This window comes from Azospirillum sp. TSO5 (assembly GCF_003116065.1).
Classification (GTDB): Bacteria; Pseudomonadota; Alphaproteobacteria; order Azospirillales; family Azospirillaceae; genus Azospirillum.
On record NZ_LGQY01000140.1, the window covers coordinates 1 to 16,041 of the forward strand.

Annotated in this window: 15 protein-coding genes and 1 tRNA gene; 11 read left to right on the plus strand and 5 right to left on the minus strand. The window is 67.2% G+C overall.

The annotated features are described in order from the left end of the window. Positions 1–75, minus strand: a tRNA-Gly gene (locus TSO5_RS29000). A gap of 188 nt (positions 76–263) precedes the next feature. On the opposite strand from TSO5_RS29000, the gene TSO5_RS29005 reads away from it, so the two are divergent. The 3 genes from TSO5_RS29005 (at position 264) to TSO5_RS29015 (ending at position 3,965) form a co-directional block, all read left to right on the plus strand. Continuing rightward, entirely contained in the window at positions 264–1,055 is a 792-nt protein-coding gene (locus TSO5_RS29005) for an enoyl-CoA hydratase-related protein (RefSeq protein WP_109154859.1), read from the plus strand. A gap of 296 nt (positions 1,056–1,351) precedes the next feature. Next, entirely contained in the window at positions 1,352–2,818 is a 1,467-nt protein-coding gene (locus tag TSO5_RS29010; protein ID WP_109154860.1) for a DHA2 family efflux MFS transporter permease subunit, read from the plus strand. 256 nt (positions 2,819–3,074) lie between these two features. Further along, on the plus strand, positions 3,075–3,965 hold the full coding sequence (locus TSO5_RS29015; protein ID WP_109075197.1) for a LysR family transcriptional regulator: 891 nt from the start codon (positions 3,075–3,077) through the stop codon (positions 3,963–3,965). Between the two features lie 485 nt (positions 3,966–4,450). Here TSO5_RS29015 and TSO5_RS29020 read toward each other — a convergent pair whose 3' ends face one another. Continuing rightward, the gene (locus TSO5_RS29020) at positions 4,451–5,062 is read right to left on the minus strand and encodes a Hint domain-containing protein (protein ID WP_109154861.1); all 612 of its coding nucleotides are present in this window, start codon (positions 5,060–5,062) and stop codon (positions 4,451–4,453) included. 136 nt (positions 5,063–5,198) lie between these two features. Beyond that, complete coding sequence (locus TSO5_RS29025) at positions 5,199–5,396, minus strand: hypothetical protein (protein WP_109154862.1); 198 nt, start codon at positions 5,394–5,396, stop codon at positions 5,199–5,201. 142 nt (positions 5,397–5,538) lie between these two features. Here TSO5_RS29025 and TSO5_RS29030 point away from each other — a divergent pair, with 142 nt between their 5' ends. From TSO5_RS29030 to TSO5_RS29045, 4 genes are all read left to right on the plus strand, one after another. Continuing rightward, positions 5,539–5,808: a ribbon-helix-helix domain-containing protein gene (locus TSO5_RS29030; protein WP_085090410.1), complete on the plus strand. Its 270-nt coding sequence runs from the start codon at positions 5,539–5,541 to the stop codon at positions 5,806–5,808. Positions 5,809–5,983: 175 nt separating this feature from the next. After that, the gene (locus TSO5_RS29035; protein ID WP_247871016.1) at positions 5,984–6,628 is read left to right on the plus strand and encodes a hemolysin III family protein; all 645 of its coding nucleotides are present in this window, start codon (positions 5,984–5,986) and stop codon (positions 6,626–6,628) included. Positions 6,629–6,713: 85 nt separating this feature from the next. After that, entirely contained in the window at positions 6,714–8,240 is a 1,527-nt protein-coding gene (locus TSO5_RS29040; protein ID WP_109154864.1) for a lysozyme inhibitor LprI family protein, read from the plus strand. 123 nt (positions 8,241–8,363) lie between these two features. Further along, positions 8,364–8,822: a MarR family transcriptional regulator gene (locus TSO5_RS29045; protein WP_109154865.1), complete on the plus strand. Its 459-nt coding sequence runs from the start codon at positions 8,364–8,366 to the stop codon at positions 8,820–8,822. A 163-nt stretch (positions 8,823–8,985) separates the two neighbouring features. On the opposite strand, the gene TSO5_RS29050 is transcribed toward TSO5_RS29045, so the two are convergent. Beyond that, positions 8,986–9,975: a D-glycerate dehydrogenase gene (locus TSO5_RS29050; RefSeq protein ID WP_109154866.1), complete on the minus strand. Its 990-nt coding sequence runs from the start codon at positions 9,973–9,975 to the stop codon at positions 8,986–8,988. 233 nt (positions 9,976–10,208) lie between these two features. Here TSO5_RS29050 and TSO5_RS29055 point away from each other — a divergent pair, with 233 nt between their 5' ends. The 4 genes from TSO5_RS29055 (at position 10,209) to TSO5_RS29070 (ending at position 14,783) form a co-directional block, all read left to right on the plus strand. Next, positions 10,209–10,754: an SH3 domain-containing protein gene (locus tag TSO5_RS29055; protein WP_199231053.1), complete on the plus strand. Its 546-nt coding sequence runs from the start codon at positions 10,209–10,211 to the stop codon at positions 10,752–10,754. 135 nt (positions 10,755–10,889) lie between these two features. Then, the gene (locus TSO5_RS29060; RefSeq protein WP_109154867.1) at positions 10,890–12,266 is read left to right on the plus strand and encodes a protease; all 1,377 of its coding nucleotides are present in this window, start codon (positions 10,890–10,892) and stop codon (positions 12,264–12,266) included. Positions 12,267–12,301: 35 nt separating this feature from the next. Further along, the gene (locus TSO5_RS29065) at positions 12,302–13,486 is read left to right on the plus strand and encodes an MFS transporter (protein WP_109154868.1); all 1,185 of its coding nucleotides are present in this window, start codon (positions 12,302–12,304) and stop codon (positions 13,484–13,486) included. Positions 13,487–13,547: 61 nt separating this feature from the next. Further along, entirely contained in the window at positions 13,548–14,783 is a 1,236-nt protein-coding gene (locus TSO5_RS29070) for an argininosuccinate synthase (RefSeq protein WP_109075188.1), read from the plus strand. A gap of 51 nt (positions 14,784–14,834) precedes the next feature. Here the strand turns inward: TSO5_RS29070 and TSO5_RS29075 are convergent. Continuing rightward, the coding region (locus TSO5_RS29075; RefSeq protein ID WP_109154869.1) for an elongation factor G at positions 14,835–16,041 on the minus strand (1,207 nt) is incomplete at its 5' end.

The following is a 16,041-nucleotide window of genomic DNA, read 5'->3' on the forward strand; positions in this document are numbered from 1 at the left end:
TGGAGCGGGCGAAGGGATTCGAACCCTCGACCCCAACCTTGGCAAGGTTGTGCTCTACCCCTGAGCTACGCCCGCGCTCCCGTCGTCCGGGAGCCGCTTTCTACGGAAACGCGGCCTCCGCCGCAAGAGGAAAATTCACCCTCCCCTCACTTTTTTCGCGACGGCTTTCCCCTCCCCTGCTGCGCTGCGGCACCGGGTGGCTTGCGTCCCGGCGGAGGCGCGCTATGGTACGCAACCATACGGCAACGGATGGAGAGTGCGGCATGGCCGGCACCATCACTCTGACCCGCGATGGAGCGGTCGCGACCCTGACCCTGTCCAACCCGGACAAGCTGAACGCCTTCGACAAGCCGATGTGGCATGCCCTGATCGGCCACCTGACAGCGCTTGAGGCCGACGAGGGAACCCGCGTCGTCGTGATGCGCGGCGGCCCCGGCTCCAACGGGTCGCGCACCTTTTCCCCCGGCGCCGACATCTCGGAATTCGAGAGCGAGCGCAACAGCCCCGAACAGGGCGCCAGCTACGGCGACCTGATGGACGAGGGGCTGGATGGATTGCGTGCCTTGCGCCAACCGGTTCTGGCCGCCATCGACGGCCCCTGCTGCGGCATCGGGCTGGCGGTGGCGCTGGCCTGCGACCTCAGGGTCTGTTCGGAGAGCAGCCGCTTCGGCGTGCCGGTCAGCCGGCTCGGCATCTCCATGGGTCCGACGGAGCTGAAGCTGGTCGCCGACGTCGCCGGCGGCCCGGCCGCGCTGGAGATCCTGCTGGAAGGCCGCGTCTTCGGTGCGGCGGAGGCCAAGGACAAGAACCTCGTCCACCGGGTCGTCGCGGACGAGGGCTTCGAGGCGGAGGTCGCCGCCACCGTCCAGCGCATCGCCGCCGGCGCACCGCTGGCCGCCACCCTGCACAAGCGCTATGTCCGCCGCCTGTCCGACCCGGCGCCGCTGACCGAGGCCGAAATCGCCGAATGCTACCGCTGCTTCGGCACCGAGGATTTCCGCGAGGGTTACCGCGCTTTCCTGGAGAAGCGGAAGCCGGTGTTTACCGGGCGTTGATCCTGGGGGAGTTCGGCTGCGGTTCACAAGATTCACACGGATTGCACGGATTTGGGCACGGATTACACGGATTTTTCTTGAGCGTGGGGAGGTTCCGGCCGTTCCCAACAGGCAAGGACCTGGGCAACGCCACATCCGTGAAATCCGTGTCGACCTTGCCCGCCGATCCCGCGCTTTCCAAGAAGCAGCCAACCTCCGACCGCGCTTACGCATGGCAGGGCTTTCGCATGTGCGATGGTCAATGCGGCGGAACGTCTCACATTCGTAGGGCTCCGTTCCCTGCCTGACGGTCCGTCATGTCGCGCGTCACCCCGCTGATCATCGCCTGCGCCCTGTTCATGGAGAACCTCGACTCGACGGTGATCGCCACCGCGTTGCCGGGGATCGCGCAGTCGATGGGCGAGGATCCCCTGCGGCTCAGTCTGGCGATGACCTCCTACATGCTGGCGCTGGCGGTGTTCCTGCCGGTCAGCGGCTGGGCGGCCGACCGCTATGGCGCCCGCACCGTCTTCGCCAGTGCCATCGCCGTCTTCATGGCGGGGTCGATCGCCTGCGGCCTGTCGAACGGGCTGGTGGAGCTGGTGGCTGCCCGCATTCTCCAGGGCATCGGCGGCGCGATGATGGTCCCGGTCGGCCGGCTGATCCTGCTGCGCACGGTGCCGAAGGACCAGCTGGTGACGGCGATGGCGCGGATGACCCTGCCGGCACTGATCGGGCCGGCGCTGGGGCCGCTGGTGGGTGGCGCGATCACCACCTATGCCTCCTGGCGCTGGATCTTCTTCATCAACGTGCCGATTGGGCTGATCGGCATCGCCCTGGTGCTGGCGCTGATCCCCAACCTGAAGGAGGAGCAGCGCGACCCCTTCGACGCCCGCGGCTTCCTGTGGAGCGCCACCGCGCTGGCCGCCTTCATGTTCGGCTTCGAGAATATCGGGCGCGACCTGCTGCCGGCCAGCGCGGTGGCGATCCTGCTGGCGGTGGCCCTGCTGGCGACACTGGCCTACCTGCGCCATGCCCGCCGGGTGGTGCGGCCGGTGCTGGACCCGTCGCTGTTCCGGCTGCCGACCTACCGCGCCTCGGTCCTGGGCGGCACGCTGTTCCGCATCGGCAACGGCGCGGTGCCCTTCCTGATGCCGGTGATGCTGCAGATCGGTTTCGGCCTGACCGCCTTCGAGTCGGGGGCGCTCACCTTTGCCGGGGCGGCGGGGGCGCTGACCATGAAGGCGCTGGCCGGCCCGATCCTGCGCCGCTTCGGCTTCCGTCTGGTGCTGACCCTCAATTCGCTGGTCAGCGGCGCGATCCTGGCCAGCTACGGCGCCTTCCGCCCCGACACGCCGCATCTGGTGATCCTGGGCGCGCTGCTGGTGGGCGGCTTCTTCCGCTCGCTGCAGTTCACCGGGATGAACACGCTGAGCTATGCCGAGGTGCCGCAGCCGATGACCAGCCGCGCCAACACGTTGGCCAGCGTGATGCAGCAGCTGTCGCTGAGCCTGGGCGTCGCCGTCGGCGCCACCGCGCTGCACCTGACCACCCAGTGGAGCGGCGGCGCCCTGACCCCCGCCACCTTCGTTCCCGCCTTCCTGACGGTGGGGCTGATGGCCTGCGCCTCCAGCCTGCCCTTCTGGCGCCTGCCCGCCGATGCCGGTGACGAGATCAGCGGGCATATCGGCAGCGCCCGCCCGGAAACGCGCCCCGAAACGCAGCGTGACGCCGCCCGCAACGCGACGGTCAAGGCCGCCGCCCTGACCGACGCCGCGGATTAGCAAAGTTGGGGGCGAATGGCCGCCGTCCCATTTCCGAGCATCGCAAACACCCCTATCCATTATACGGATATGCCCGGATCGCTGTGACTTCGGATGAGAATAATTCCGGCGATCATGATTAATTTTCGTGCGAGTCGCTTTTACTAGCGCGTGCGTTCCGGGCGCGTTCCCGCTATAAACATGCATGGCGGCCATGCGCCGTCCTCAAGATAAACGGGAGGCTCCGGGCGGCTGCGCATCGGGGCGGGACAGCATGATGGATTGGGACAAGCTGCGGGTATTCCACGCGGTGGCCGAAGCCGGCAGCTTCACGCATGCCGGCGAGACGTTGAACCTCAGCCAGTCGGCGGTCAGCCGCCAGATCAGCGCGCTCGAGGAAAGCCTGGGCGTTCCGCTGTTTCACCGCCACGCCCGCGGGCTGATCCTGACCGAACAGGGCGAGTTGCTTCACCGCACCGCCCGCGACGTGTTCGCCAAGCTGTCGATGACCGAGGCGATGCTGACCGAAAGCCGGGAGCATCCCAAGGGACCGCTGCGGGTGACGACGACCGTCGCCTTCGGATCGACCTGGCTGACGCCGCGCATCAACGAGTTCATGTCGATCTACCCCGACATCCAGCTGACGCTGCTGATCGACGACGACGAGCTGGACCTGGCGATGCGGGAGGCGGACATCGCCATCCGCATGAACACGCCGCGCCAGCCGGACCTGATCCAGCGGCACCTGATGTCGATCCGCTTCCACCTCTATGCCAGCCAGAGCTACCTGAAGAAGAAGGGCACGCCCAAGACGGCGGCCGAGTTGGACAATCACGACCTGATCACCTATCCGCCCGACGTGCGGGCGCCGATTCCGAACGTCAACTGGATCATGGAGGTCGGCGACCCTTCGCCCAACCGGAAGCCGATCCTGCAGGTCAACAGCGTCTACGCCATCTATCGCGCGGTGGAGAGCGGGCTCGGCATCGGCGCGCTGCCGGACTTCCTGGTCGACAGCTTCTCCAAGGACGTGACCCGGATCCTGCCGGACGTCGACGGGCCGAAGGTCGACGCCTACTTCGTCTATGCCGAAGAATTGCGCCATTCCAAGCGCATCGCGGTCTTCCGCGACTTCCTGGTTAAAAAAGTGGCAGAAACTCCGTTCTGACCTCAAACAATTTTCAGTGATCCCGTAAGAGAATTGCCGAAATCGACGATGTCCTTCCGACTTTGCGGAGCGGCATCGTCGATTTCGGCATTTTTATTAGCTTCCTAAGGATATTTTGAAGCCATGCGAGTCTTGCATGGTAGATTTATATATTTGTGCCTGGAAAGTTGGCAGCAGAATGGTCAAATTTTGATCGTTGGATGTTGCGACGCAGCATCCGATGTTTCGTCCCGGAGGTCTCCCCTCCGGGGTTGGGTCCTCGGACCCAGCGTCTCCCAGACGTGAAGCCTCCCTGTTCAACTCGCCGCTAATCCAACGGGTTAGCGGCGGTTTTTTTATGTGCGCAGGGGCTGGGGGAACTCAGGGGGAACGGTCAAACCGCATTTCCGCTACCCTACGGCGACGGACAGGTCACGGCCAAGGTGTCGACGCACAAAGGGCCGCCCCATGGGACGGCCCCCTGTTCATGCTCGACAGCCTGCCCCTCAAACAGTCTCAACCAGTTCGATCTGCTCGGCGCGCTTGTTCACATTGGTGCGAATCCGCTCCAGCGCCGCCAGCGGAATGTCGATCTTCACGCAGGGTTCCTGAACGCGCGGATCGTCTCCCGGATACAGCGCCTCGTACTCGGCGGCATTGTCGTAGGCCTGGCGGTTGTCCGCTTCGAGATAGGTCTCGACCGGCAGCCCCTCGGCATACATGCCGTCATGGCTGTCGAGTTCGATGTGGAAATATTCGATCTCCTCCATCGCATCGACTTGCCGGATCGACGAACCGTTGATCAGCAGGCGGGCCGAGACACCATAGTCGCCGATCAGCAGGGCATGGCCGGGGGAGATGTAGAGGTCGCGGGCGGGCAATCCTTGGGCGATGGCGCCCCGGGCGATCCTGACCGGCAGGTGAACCTTGCGCAGATGCTCGGTGTCGAAGGACGACCCCGCCAGCAGGCGCCGGCCGATCCAGCGGATCGAACGGAACTCGCCGGTCACAGACGACTGGATCAGATCGCCGATCTTCAGGCTTTCGACAGGCACGTCGCCGAACATGGAACGGACGTATGTGCCGCGGAGAATGCAGGTCGGAGTGGGGAAGGTCATTTTGGGAGAAGCCCCATGTCATTTCGAGGAGTCCTCCACCGGCCGTGCCAAGCGTCTCGATGTCCGGCACGGCGGTGGCGTACTCCGAAAAGGTTACTCCGTTAAGCAATCCGCAGGGCGGCGAAGTTGTGCGGATTTATGACTGCTGGTGACCAATTGTCGCAGATGCGCCGGTGGGCGACTGCGGCATTTCGTCCGGTTCCTGCTCCTCCAGCGCCGCCCGAGCAAGGGCGAGGATATTGTCCAGCCGGATCACCAGTTCGTTCTCGCACAGGGCTGAACGTGCTGATGCGGCTTCGTTTATGATTGCCCGCAAGGCGTCGCTTTGTGTCATGTCGACCTCCGATTCCGTGGTACCCGCTTGTCCGTTTGATAGAACTCCACCCGACAGGCCCCCATTCCCTGTGAAAAACTTCACAGCACGCATCCCGCCGTTTCACATACCCATTTATGCATCGGCAACGGAGGGCTCCCCCATGCACATGCGCAATATCAGGGTGAACGGCAAGCGGACCAGCATGAAGCTGATGCCGGTGGAGTGGGAGTCGCTCGAGGAAATCTGCGCCCGCGAGAACATGACGATGAGCGAACTGGTGTCGAAGATCGATGCCGAACGCCAGGACTGCGACAATCTCACCGGCTGCGTCCGCGTCTATGCGCTGTGCTATTTCCGCAAGGCCGCCAGCCTGTCGGAGCCGATGCCCCGCCACCGCGCGCCCGCAGCCGTGGCCTTCGCGGCGGAATAACCACCCGATCCGTCCCGCATAAGATCTATCCCGCATAAGCGGTTCGCCGAAGCACCGGCCGCCGGGGTCCGACCATCGGACAGGACCGGTGGCGCCGCCGCGGCCGGCACACCATGTTCGACGCAGGCCCCGTTCCGGCGGCCATCCTCCTTGCGTCGACCGAGATGGTGTGCCGATGCCGGATGCCGATCAGTTTCCCGTCTACAGCGCCGCCGAACGGCGGGCGGATGCGGCCGTTCATGCCATTGGGGTAACGGCGGGTGTCGCCGGCTTCGTCTGGCTGCTGAACGCCGGCGTGTTCTCCGGCGCGGTTCCGGTCCACACGGCGCTGGCGCTGACCATCTACGGATTGGGGCTGGTGGGGATGCTGACGGCGTCCGCCGCCTACAACCTCGCCCCGCCCGGCCTGGGCAAGGCGCTGCTGCGGCGGATCGACCATGCCATGATCTTCGTGATGATCGCCGGCACCTACACGCCCTTCACGTTGGGGCTGGGCCAGGGGATAGGGCTGGGCGGCGCCGTGTGGGGCGGGGCCGCCTTCGGCGCCGCGTTGAAGCTGCGCTTTCCGGGCCGTTTCAACAGGCTGGGGCTGGCGCTCTATCTCGGGCTCGGCTGGGCGGTCGTCACCGCGCTGGAACCCTTGGGCACGGCATTGTCGGCCCCCGCCCTGTGGCTGCTGATCGCCGGCGGGCTGGTCTACACCATCGGCGTCGTCTTCCACCTGATGGAGCGGATGCCCTACAACAACGCGGTCTGGCACCTGCTGGTGCTGGCCGCCGCCAGCTGCCACTTCGCAGCGATCACAGTGGCGTTTCTCTGATTGGCGTTTCTCTGAAATGCCGGAGCCGCAGAGGACAAGCGGCCGCCGATTCCGTATCTTCCGCGGATCACGATCCAAGGGAGACATGATGGCCAACATGGGACCATCCTTCCGCCTGTCGCCGGCCAGCGCGGCACTGGCCTTAGTGACCGCGGTTCTCATGACCGGCACGGTCGGCACCGCGCGGGCCGAGCCGTCCTTCGATTGCAAGGCGGCCGCCACGCCGGTCGAAAAGGCGATCTGTGCCGATCCCAAACTGGCCGATGCGGATCGCGAGATCGCCGACGCCTACAAAACCTTGCAGGATCTGTCGGGCACCGCCGACCGCGAGCGGCTGCGCACGGAGCAGCGGGCATGGCTGGCACAGCGCAACCAGTGTGCGGCGGCGCCCTCCCCCGGCACCTGCCTTGGCCCGGTGCTGGACGCCCGGCGCACAGCCCTGTCCGAGTCGGTGCCCAAGGCGGTCGCCGCGCTGACCTCCATCATCGACGGCATCGCCGCCGACCCGGCCGGTGCCGCCAAGCGGCTGGCCGAGATCCGCGGCGGGCTGGGCAAGGGATGGAACGCTTACCTGCTGCGCTTCAGTCCTTCCCCCGACCGCACCAGGGCCGAGGCGCTGCTGCGCGAGGCCATCGCGGGCATCGATGATTCCTATGCCCGTGAAACCGCCTCCGGCGTCGATCTCGCCACCGACGACGGCTTTCTCACCGCACTCCGCGTCGTCAGCGACGATGTGGAAATGGCGTGGCCCTGTTCGGTGATGGAAAAGCGGGGGGCGGCGGCCTGGAAGGCGATGGAGCCTCTCTATGGCAGCAGCCGCGACAATTTCGGCGCCTATCCCTCCTGCCCCGATGACAACGCCCTGCTCGCCTCCCCGGACTGGAAGGCGGTGGACGACCTGTTCGCGCCGATGCTGGAGGCGGCCTCCAACCGCACCGGCACCATCCGCTTCGCTGCCTACCGCCAGATGGGCATCGACCGCATGAAGTCGGCGGTCGATCCGCGGCTGTTCGTCGCCGATGCGCCGGAACTGGCAACGCTGGTGAAGGACACTGCCGGCTGGTCCAACCCGCGCTGGATCGCGCCCGGCTGGGGCGATCGCCTGCGCAAGGCGGTGGACGCGGCGGTGACCGCCTGGACGCCGCAGATCGCCGCCCGCTACGGCATGGCCAAGCCGGAGGCCCGCCGGGCGGCCGAGGCGGTGGCCGCGCAGGGGCTGAGCGGCAGCGTCGGCCTGATCACCGACAATCTGGAACTCCAGAAGGACACCCGCCTCCCCGACTGGCTGCGCGGCAATTGGAGCTGGAGCGGCGGCGGGTCCGAGGATACGCCCTTCACCGGTCCCGCCGGAAAGGCGCGCATCGACGAGACCTCCATCTGCGTCGGCAGCGAGTGCGGCGGCTATGACGTCGCCGGCCAGGGGGAGGACGCGCCTTTCGACCCCAAGGAGGTGCCGAAGGACGTCAAGCCCGCCCCGAATGCCGCCCGCCAAGCAGTCAGCCTTGCTCCGGTGTCGGCCGGCGGCAGCCTGACCATCGTCCCGCTCGCCGGCGGCAATCTGCTGGTCACCGGCACGGCCAAGCCGGTGGTGCTGAAGCGCGAGGGGAAATAGACCGATCCGGGCGCCGTACCTTCTCCCGGGAACGCGAAAGTCTTGCCTGCATCGTTCGGGTAGGCGACACTTCGCGGCGCGTGCTGCGGTTGCGGAACCGGGCACGGCTTTCCGGGGGGAGGCATGGCACGGAACCTCAAGGCGCTCGGGTTGTGGCGCACCGCGCTGGTCGCCAGCGTCCGCAAGGACGCGCCGGACCTGTCGGCGCGGCAGTTGGCGATCCTTCTCCAGGTCTATCTGACCGACCCGCCGCATACGGTGCGCGGTCTGGCATCCCTGCTGAACATTTCCAAGCCGGCGGTGACCCGCGCGCTCGACCGCCTGTCGGTGCTGGGCTTCGTCAAGCGCAAGCGCGATGCGGAGGACAAGCGCAACGTGCTGGTCCAGCGCACCGTGAAGGGCAGCGTCTATCTGTCCGATTTCGCCGAGCTGGTGATCGCCGCCGGTGCCGTCGCGCCGGAGGACATGGCCCGCATCCAGGCCGACGAGGAACTGGCCGCCGCCGCCAAGGCAAGGCTGGAGGCGGCATTGCAGGATGTACCGACGCGGGAGGACGCCGCACTGGAAGCCTCCGCATCCTGAGCGGTCCCAGGCCAGCCTACGACAACGGCCACGTCTTCGTTGAAGCCGTCATCCCCGCGAAGGCGGGGATCCAGGCAACTCATCAGGAAAATCAAAGGGCTAGCTGGATTCCCGCCTTCGCGGGAATGACGACCTATAAGGCGCCGCTTGCTCCCTCCGTCCCTTACAGCAGCGCCTCCAGCACGCGGTCGGGCGGGGCGTGGCCGTCGGTGAAGGTCTTGATGTTGATCACCACCTTCTCGCCCATGTCGATGCGGCCCTCGATGGTGGCGGAGCCCATGTGCGGCAGCAGGACGACATTGTCCAGCCGCAGGAGCTTCGGGTTGACCGCCGGCTCATGCTCGAACACGTCCAGGCCGGCGCCGGCGATCTCGCCCTTCGACAGCATGCGGGTCAGCGCCACCTCGTCGATCACCTCGCCGCGCGAGGTGTTGACGATGTAGCAGTGCGGACGCAGCAGCTTCAGCCGGCGTTCCGACAGCAGGTGATAGGTGGCCGGCGTGTGCGGGCAGTTGATCGACACGATGTCCATCCGCGCCAGCATCTGGTCCAGGCTGGACCAGTAGGTCGCCTCCAGCTCCTGCTCCAGCTCCGGATGAACGCGGCGGCGGTTGTGGTAGTGGATCGACATGCCGAAGGCGCGCGCCCGCTTGGCCAGCGCCGAGCCGATGCGGCCCATGCCCAGGATGCCCAGCCGCTTGCCGCTGATGCGGTGGCCCAGCATGGTGGTCGGCCCCCAGCCGGTCCATTGGCCGGAGCGGACCAGACGCTCGCCCTCCGCCACGCGGCGCGCGGTGGCCAGCAGCAGCGCCATGGTCATGTCGGCGGTGTCCTCGGTCAGGACGCCGGGGGTGTTGGTCACGACGATGCCGCGCTCGCGCGCCGCCTTCAGGTCGATGTGGTCGACGCCGGTGCCGAAGGAGGCGATCAGCCGCAACTGCGGTCCGGCGGATTCGATCAGCGCGCGGTCGATGCGGTCGGTGACGGTGGGCACCAGCACCTCGGCGACGTTCATCGCATCCTGCATCTGGGCCGGGGTGAGCGGCACGTCGTCCGGATTGAGCCGGGTGTCGAACAGCTCCATCATCCGCGTCTCGATGACGTCCGGCAGCTTGCGGGTGACGACAACGAGCGGCTTCTTCTTGTCGGTCATCGGTGCTGGTCCTCCCTTGCCCCGGCCCGCCCGCATCGAGGTCCCGGCACGGGCTGCTCCGGTCCATGGTTGCCATACCAAGCGGTCGTGGGACTGTCCAGAAGTCCGTCGCGAAAGGCCGGCCTGCGGAAGGGAGATTACAACTTTGGATCGGGGGTGGCGGCGCTTGCCCAATCGAACGGGTGGTCTCTATAGTGCGGCCCGGTTTTTCCCTCGTCAGCTTCGGTGCCGCCATGCCTGTCCGCCGCTCCGTCCTCGCCTCCCTGGCCCTCGTTCTGGGGGTGGGCATGGGGCTTGTCGCGGGCGGTGCAATTCCGGGCGCGGGCGCGGCGTTCGCCGTGGAGAGCAAGGATCCGACCCATGCGTCGGGCCTGCCGATCCCCCGCTTCGTCACCGTGCGTGTCGGCGAGGTGAACCTGCGCTCCGGCCCCAACGGCAGCTATCCCATCGAATGGGTCTTCAAGCGCAAGGACATGCCGGTGGAGATCATTCAGGAATTCGACACCTGGCGCCGCATCCGCGACTGGGAGGGGGCTGAAGGCTGGGTTCACCAGAGCGCGCTGTCCGGCCGCCGCGGCATCCTGATCGTCGGCCAGACCCGCGCGATCTTTGAGTCGCCGCGCGGCGACAGCGCCGTGGTGGCGCGCGCCGAGCCCGGCGTCGTCGGGTCGCTGAAGAAGTGCCGCGACGAGTGGTGCGAGGTCGAGGTGAAGGGCTATCGCGGCTGGATGAAGCGCACCGATTTCTGGGGTACCTATCCCGGCGAGAAGTTCGAGTAGCGGACCGCATCGTTCGGTAATCATCGCGTCGGCAGACCGGTATCCGGCACCGATACCAGCGTTGACAGCAACCGGTTACAGGCTCACCAGTCGAGAGATGCACAGATCCGTGCTTCTCGCGATTCCGGCAATGCGATGCTGAAGCTTGCGTTTCTGCTGATCGGCCCTCGGGCCTTTCGGTCCCACTGGTATGTGATCGCCGTGCTCGGCCTGCTGTCGATGGGGTTGGGGCTGGCGTTGGCACTGAATGCCTCCGTCGGACTGACCCAGCTGATCTACAGCTTCCTGGGACTGGTCTTCACGGCGGCCGGCGTCGTAAGCCTGCTGATGGCCCTGTCCGCGTCCTTGGGGGCAAACCGGCGTTTCGCCCTGGCACGGTCGGTGCTGGCGATCCTTGCCGGCGGATTGCTGCTGGCCTCGCCGCTGTTGAACGGCTGGGCGCTGGCCTTGCCGCTCTCCATCGTCCTGGCGCTCGACGGGGCGAACCGGGCGGCTGCCGCAGCGGTGTTCCGCGTGCGGAACTGGCGGCTCCTGATCCTCTGCGGGCTGGCGGAACTGGCGCTGGCGGCGATGATGATGACGGAATGGCCCCTGCCCTCCGACCGCAACACGCCTCTGTGCATCGGACTGTTCATCGGCCTGTCGGGCTGGCTTCTGCTGCGGCTGGGGGTGATGCTGCGCAACCTGGAGGACGAGGCGGCAATCCTCAACCTGCCGATCTTTTCCGGCCGCGGCTGGTACGACAACGCCCCCGTTCTGGTGGGCGACAGTCCGGAGCCGGCCGGCCGTCACGACCGGCCGCTGGTGGTGCGGGTGTGGACCCCGGTCGCCTCCGCCACCGCGCCGCTGGACAGGCGGCTGGTGATCGACCGCTACATCGCCGCCATCGACCGCAACGGCGTGGTGTCCACCGGCCACTCCGCATTGGAATTGGCGCCCGACCTGTATATCAGCCACTATCCGGCCAACGAGATCGACCAGTCCGGCGTCAGCTTCGTGACCGCGTTGCGCAGCGGCACCGAAAACGACGTGCCTGGACGCTTCCTGCCGTCCTACGAGGAAGAGATCGCCGACTGGTGCCCCGCCGATTCGATCGTGGAGTTGTGGACCTACGATCGCTGGCGTCTGCGGGCCTTTTGGGCCGGATACCGGCAGGACAGCACCTACAACCTGTCCAACCGGAATTGTTCGGTCGTCGTAGCCGCCGCATTGGACGCGACGCTGGAAGGTGCCTTGGCCAGCCGCTTCCCCTGGGTGCGTCTGCTGCGCCTGCTGATGGATCCCGATATCTGGGTCGCCTCCCTGATCCGCAGCCGTGCCGATGCGATGAGTTGGACGCCGGGTTTCGTATTGGATTACGCGGCGGCCTTGGCCCGCGTCGTCGACCGCCCCGACCGATCCTGGCACCGCCGGCTCGGCGGCTTTCTCGGCCAGCTGCGCGGCAGCGCCCGTTCGCCGGAAGCCGGTATGGACGGCAGCATGGATGGCCGGCCGGATACGCAGCCGTCATGACCGATACCCACCACCTTACCGGAAAAGGAGCAGGCATGACATCGGAGCCGACAGCGGATGACGGCGGCCTGCTGTCGCGCGCCGCGGTGATCGCCACGGCGATGATGTTCGGGCTGACCTACAGCCTCAGCGCCGCCCTGATCGCGCTGGATCTGTCGCGGCAGAACCTGAGCGACCTGACCATCGGCGCCAACGCGGCGATGCATGCGCTGGGCGTGCTGGCGATGGCGGTGCTGCTGCCGCGGAGCGTGGCGCGTCTGGGCATCCGCCGGCTGGTGATCCTGGCGCTGGCGGGGGCGGCGGTGCTGCTGGCCCTGTTTCCCGCCACCCCGATCTGGATCTGGTTTCCCCTGCGCATCCTGCTGGGGGCCGCGTCGGAAACCCTGTTCGTCCTGTCGGAGACCTGGACCAACAGCCTGAGCAGCGAGGGCACCCGCGCCCGTGCCATGGCGGTCTACACCGCGGCGCTGTCGTCCGGTTTCGCGCTGGGTCCACTGATGCTGTCGCTGCTGGGGTCCGGCGGGGCGCTGCCCTATCTGGCCGGCGCCGGCGTCGCCGCAGCCGCGGCGCTGCTGGTCGCCTCCCCCCGCATCCGGGCGCCGGAGTTCGAGCGGCCGTCGCGCGAGGGGCCGCTGCATTTCATCCGGCTGGCCCCGGTCGCCATCGGCGCCATCGTGCTGAACGCCGCCATCGAGACCGCCGGGCTGTCCTTCCTGGCGATCTACGCCACCAAGCTCGGCTGGTCGGAGACGGGAGCGACCAGCCTGATGTCCTGCATGATGATCGGCGCCATCCTGCTGCAGCTTCCCATCGGCTGGCTGGGCGACAAGATGGACCGGCTGACGCTGGTGATCGGGCTGGCGGTCTGCGCCGCGCTGGGGGCGCTGGTCTGGCCGGTCGCGCTGATGAGCGAGGTCGCGACCTACGCGCTGCTGTTCGTTTGGGGCGGCGCCTTCGTCGGCGTCTACACCATCATGCTGGCCATCGTCGGCAGCCGGTTCCAGGGGTCGGAACTGGTGGGGATCTATGCCGCCATGGGGCTGATGTGGGGCGTCGGCGCACTGGCCGGGCCGGTGCTGGCCGGGGCGGCGATGGAACTGACCCGGCACGGGCTGGCCTTCTTCGCCGCCGGCGCCTGTCTGGCCTTCGCCGCGACGGCGATGCGCCATAGGACAGTGGAAGGCCGCCCGGATGGCACCCAACCGGGCACGGGGGCTTGAAGGCGGGCGGGAAAGGCCGTACGGTCGCGACCTTACCTTTCTCTACTGCAAGAGCAGTCCAATGAGCGGCGCGTCCGGCAAACAGATCAAGAAAGTGGTGCTCGCCTATTCGGGCGGCCTCGACACCTCGGTCATCCTGAAGTGGCTGCAGGAGACCTATTCCTGCGAGGTGGTGACCTTCACCGCCGACCTCGGCCAGGGCGAGGAGTTGGAGCCCGCCCGCAAGAAGGCCGAGCTTCTGGGCATCAAGCCGGAAAACATCTTCATCGACGACCTGCGCGAGGAATTCGTGCGGGACTTCGTCTTCCCGATGTTCCGCGCCAACACGCTCTATGAGGGCACCTACCTGCTCGGCACCTCGATCGCCCGGCCGCTGATCGCCAAGCGCCAGATCGAGATCGCCAACATGGTCGGCGCCGACGCCGTCGCCCACGGCGCCACCGGCAAGGGCAACGATCAGGTCCGTTTCGAGCTGGGCTATTACGCCCTGCGCCCGGACATCACGGTCATCGCGCCGTGGCGCGAGTGGACCCTGAACAGCCGCACCACGCTGCTGGACTACGCCGAGAAGAACCAGATTCCGATCGCGAAGGACAAGCGCGGCGAAGCCCCCTACTCCACCGACGCCAACCTCCTGCACATCTCGTACGAGGGCAAGGCGCTGGAGGATCCGTGGGTCGAGCCGGACGAGGACATGTACACCCGCTCCGTCGCCCCGGAAAAGGCGCCGGACACCCCGACCTACATCGAGGTCGAGTTCAAGAACGGTGACGCGGTCGCCATCGACGGCAAGGCACTGTCCCCGGCGGCCCTGCTGACCGAGCTGAACCGCCTGGGCGGCGAGAACGGCATCGGCCGCCTCGATCTGGTCGAGAACCGCTATGTCGGCATGAAGTCGCGCGGCGTCTACGAGACCCCGGGCGGCAGCATCCTGCTGGTGGCGCACCGCGCCATGGAGAGCATCACCCTCGACCGCGGTGCCGGGCACCTGAAGGACGAGCTGATGCCGCGCTACGCCGAGCTGATCTATTGCGGCTATTGGTGGAGCCCGGAGCGTCTGGCCATCCAGGCGCTGATCGACCAGACCCAATCGCTGGTCAACGGCACCGTCCGTCTGAAGCTGTTCAAGGGCAACGTCACGGTCGTCGGCCGCAAGTCGCCGAACTCGCTGTACCGCATGGACTATGTGACCTTCGAGCAGGACAGCGTCTACAACCAGAAGGACGCGGAAGGCTTCATCAAGCTGAACGCGCTCCGCCTGCGTCTGGGCGCGATGGCCAAGCAGAAGATCGGCTAAGTACGGATCCGCTCCACCGCCTGCCAGTTGGGCGGTGGAGCGTTCCTCTGTTTATTGCGCCGCCAGCATGTCGCGGCGGATTTCCACGGCCCGGTCGGCCGCCTTGCCGACCACCTCCTGAAGCCGTTCGAACTCGGCGCTGTAGCTGCCGACGCCGAAGGTCAGCGACCGCAGTTCCACGATCAGATCCTGCATGTCGGCCTGCGGCATGCACGCCCTCACCTCGTCCCAGCCGGGCCAGCCCGGCCGCGCGTCGAAACCCAACAGCTGGCCGCGCCGGCCGCTGACCAGACGCTGCACCTTCGGCGTGAAGGCGCTGGGCACCGCGATTGTGACGGTCAGGATCGGTTCCAGCAGCACCGGCTCGCAAGCCGGCAGCGAGTCGGCCATCGCCTGCCGCGCCACCGTCTTGAAGGCCATGTCGGAGCTGTCGACGGCGTGGAACTGGCCGCCGGTCAGCGTCACCGCGAAGTCGACCACCGGGAAGCCCAGCGGCCCGCGCACCGCCGCCTCGCGCACGCCGGCCTCCACTGCCGGGATGTACTGGCGCGGCACGGCGCCGCCGACCACCGCATCCTCGAACTGGACCCCCGACCCACGCGGCAGCGGCCGGACCTCGACATGGATGTCGGCGAACTGGCCGTGGCCGCCGGTCTGGCGCTTGAAGCGGGCGTGATGGCTGGTGCCCTTTCGGATCGTTTCCTTATAGGGGACCTGCGGCGGCTGGCCCTTCACCGCCACATTGAAGCGGCTGCGCAGCCGGTCCATCGCCAGCTTCAGATGGACGTCGCCCTGGCCCCACAGCACCAGTTCCCCGGTCTCGGCCGACTGGTCGAGCGTCAGGGACGGGTCCTCCTCCTGCAGCTTCTGCAGGGCGGCAGACAGCTTCACCTCGTCGTTGCGGTTCTCGGCGCGCAGCGCCAACCCGTGCACCGGCGGGGCGGCGGCCGGCCAGTCGGCGGGCGGGCCGAGGTTGGCCTTTTCGGTCAGCCGGTCGCCGGTCGCCGCCTTCTCCAGCCGGCCGAGCGCCACGAGGTCGCCGACGACCGCCTGCGGCACCTTGGTCTGGTCGCGGCCGAAAAGCTGGAAGATGCCGGACACCCGTTCGCCACCCAGGGTCATGCCGTCGGTGACGGTGCCGCGCCAGACGCGGGCGAGGCTGAGCTTCCCGGCGTGGGAGCCCATCATCGTCTTCACCACCTGCGCCGCCACCGCCGTATTGGCGGGAAGGGCGATGCGGGCCGCGGGGGGGGCGACC

Bases quoted from the DNA above. Each gene is read 5' to 3' on its own strand.
- TSO5_RS29015 (WP_109075197.1), top strand. From the start codon at position 3,075: ATGGATTGGGACAAGCTGCGGGTATTCCACGCGGTGGCCGAAGCCGGC.
- TSO5_RS29070 (WP_109075188.1), top strand. From the start codon at position 13,548: ATGAGCGGCGCGTCCGGCAAACAGATCAAGAAAGTGGTGCTCGCCTAT.
- TSO5_RS29035 (WP_247871016.1), top strand. From the start codon at position 5,984: ATGCCGGATGCCGATCAGTTTCCCGTCTACAGCGCCGCCGAACGGCGG.
- TSO5_RS29020 (WP_109154861.1), bottom strand. From the start codon at position 5,062: ATGACCTTCCCCACTCCGACCTGCATTCTCCGCGGCACATACGTCCGT.
- TSO5_RS29065 (WP_109154868.1), top strand. From the start codon at position 12,302: ATGACATCGGAGCCGACAGCGGATGACGGCGGCCTGCTGTCGCGCGCC.
- TSO5_RS29050 (WP_109154866.1), bottom strand. From the start codon at position 9,975: ATGACCGACAAGAAGAAGCCGCTCGTTGTCGTCACCCGCAAGCTGCCG.
- TSO5_RS29045 (WP_109154865.1), top strand. From the start codon at position 8,364: ATGGCACGGAACCTCAAGGCGCTCGGGTTGTGGCGCACCGCGCTGGTC.
- TSO5_RS29055 (WP_199231053.1), top strand. From the start codon at position 10,209: ATGCCTGTCCGCCGCTCCGTCCTCGCCTCCCTGGCCCTCGTTCTGGGG.
- TSO5_RS29060 (WP_109154867.1), top strand. From the start codon at position 10,890: ATGCTGAAGCTTGCGTTTCTGCTGATCGGCCCTCGGGCCTTTCGGTCC.
- TSO5_RS29005 (WP_109154859.1), top strand. From the start codon at position 264: ATGGCCGGCACCATCACTCTGACCCGCGATGGAGCGGTCGCGACCCTG.
- TSO5_RS29040 (WP_109154864.1), top strand. From the start codon at position 6,714: ATGATGGCCAACATGGGACCATCCTTCCGCCTGTCGCCGGCCAGCGCG.
- TSO5_RS29010 (WP_109154860.1), top strand. From the start codon at position 1,352: ATGTCGCGCGTCACCCCGCTGATCATCGCCTGCGCCCTGTTCATGGAG.
- TSO5_RS29025 (WP_109154862.1), bottom strand. From the start codon at position 5,396: ATGACACAAAGCGACGCCTTGCGGGCAATCATAAACGAAGCCGCATCA.
- TSO5_RS29030 (WP_085090410.1), top strand. From the start codon at position 5,539: ATGCACATGCGCAATATCAGGGTGAACGGCAAGCGGACCAGCATGAAG.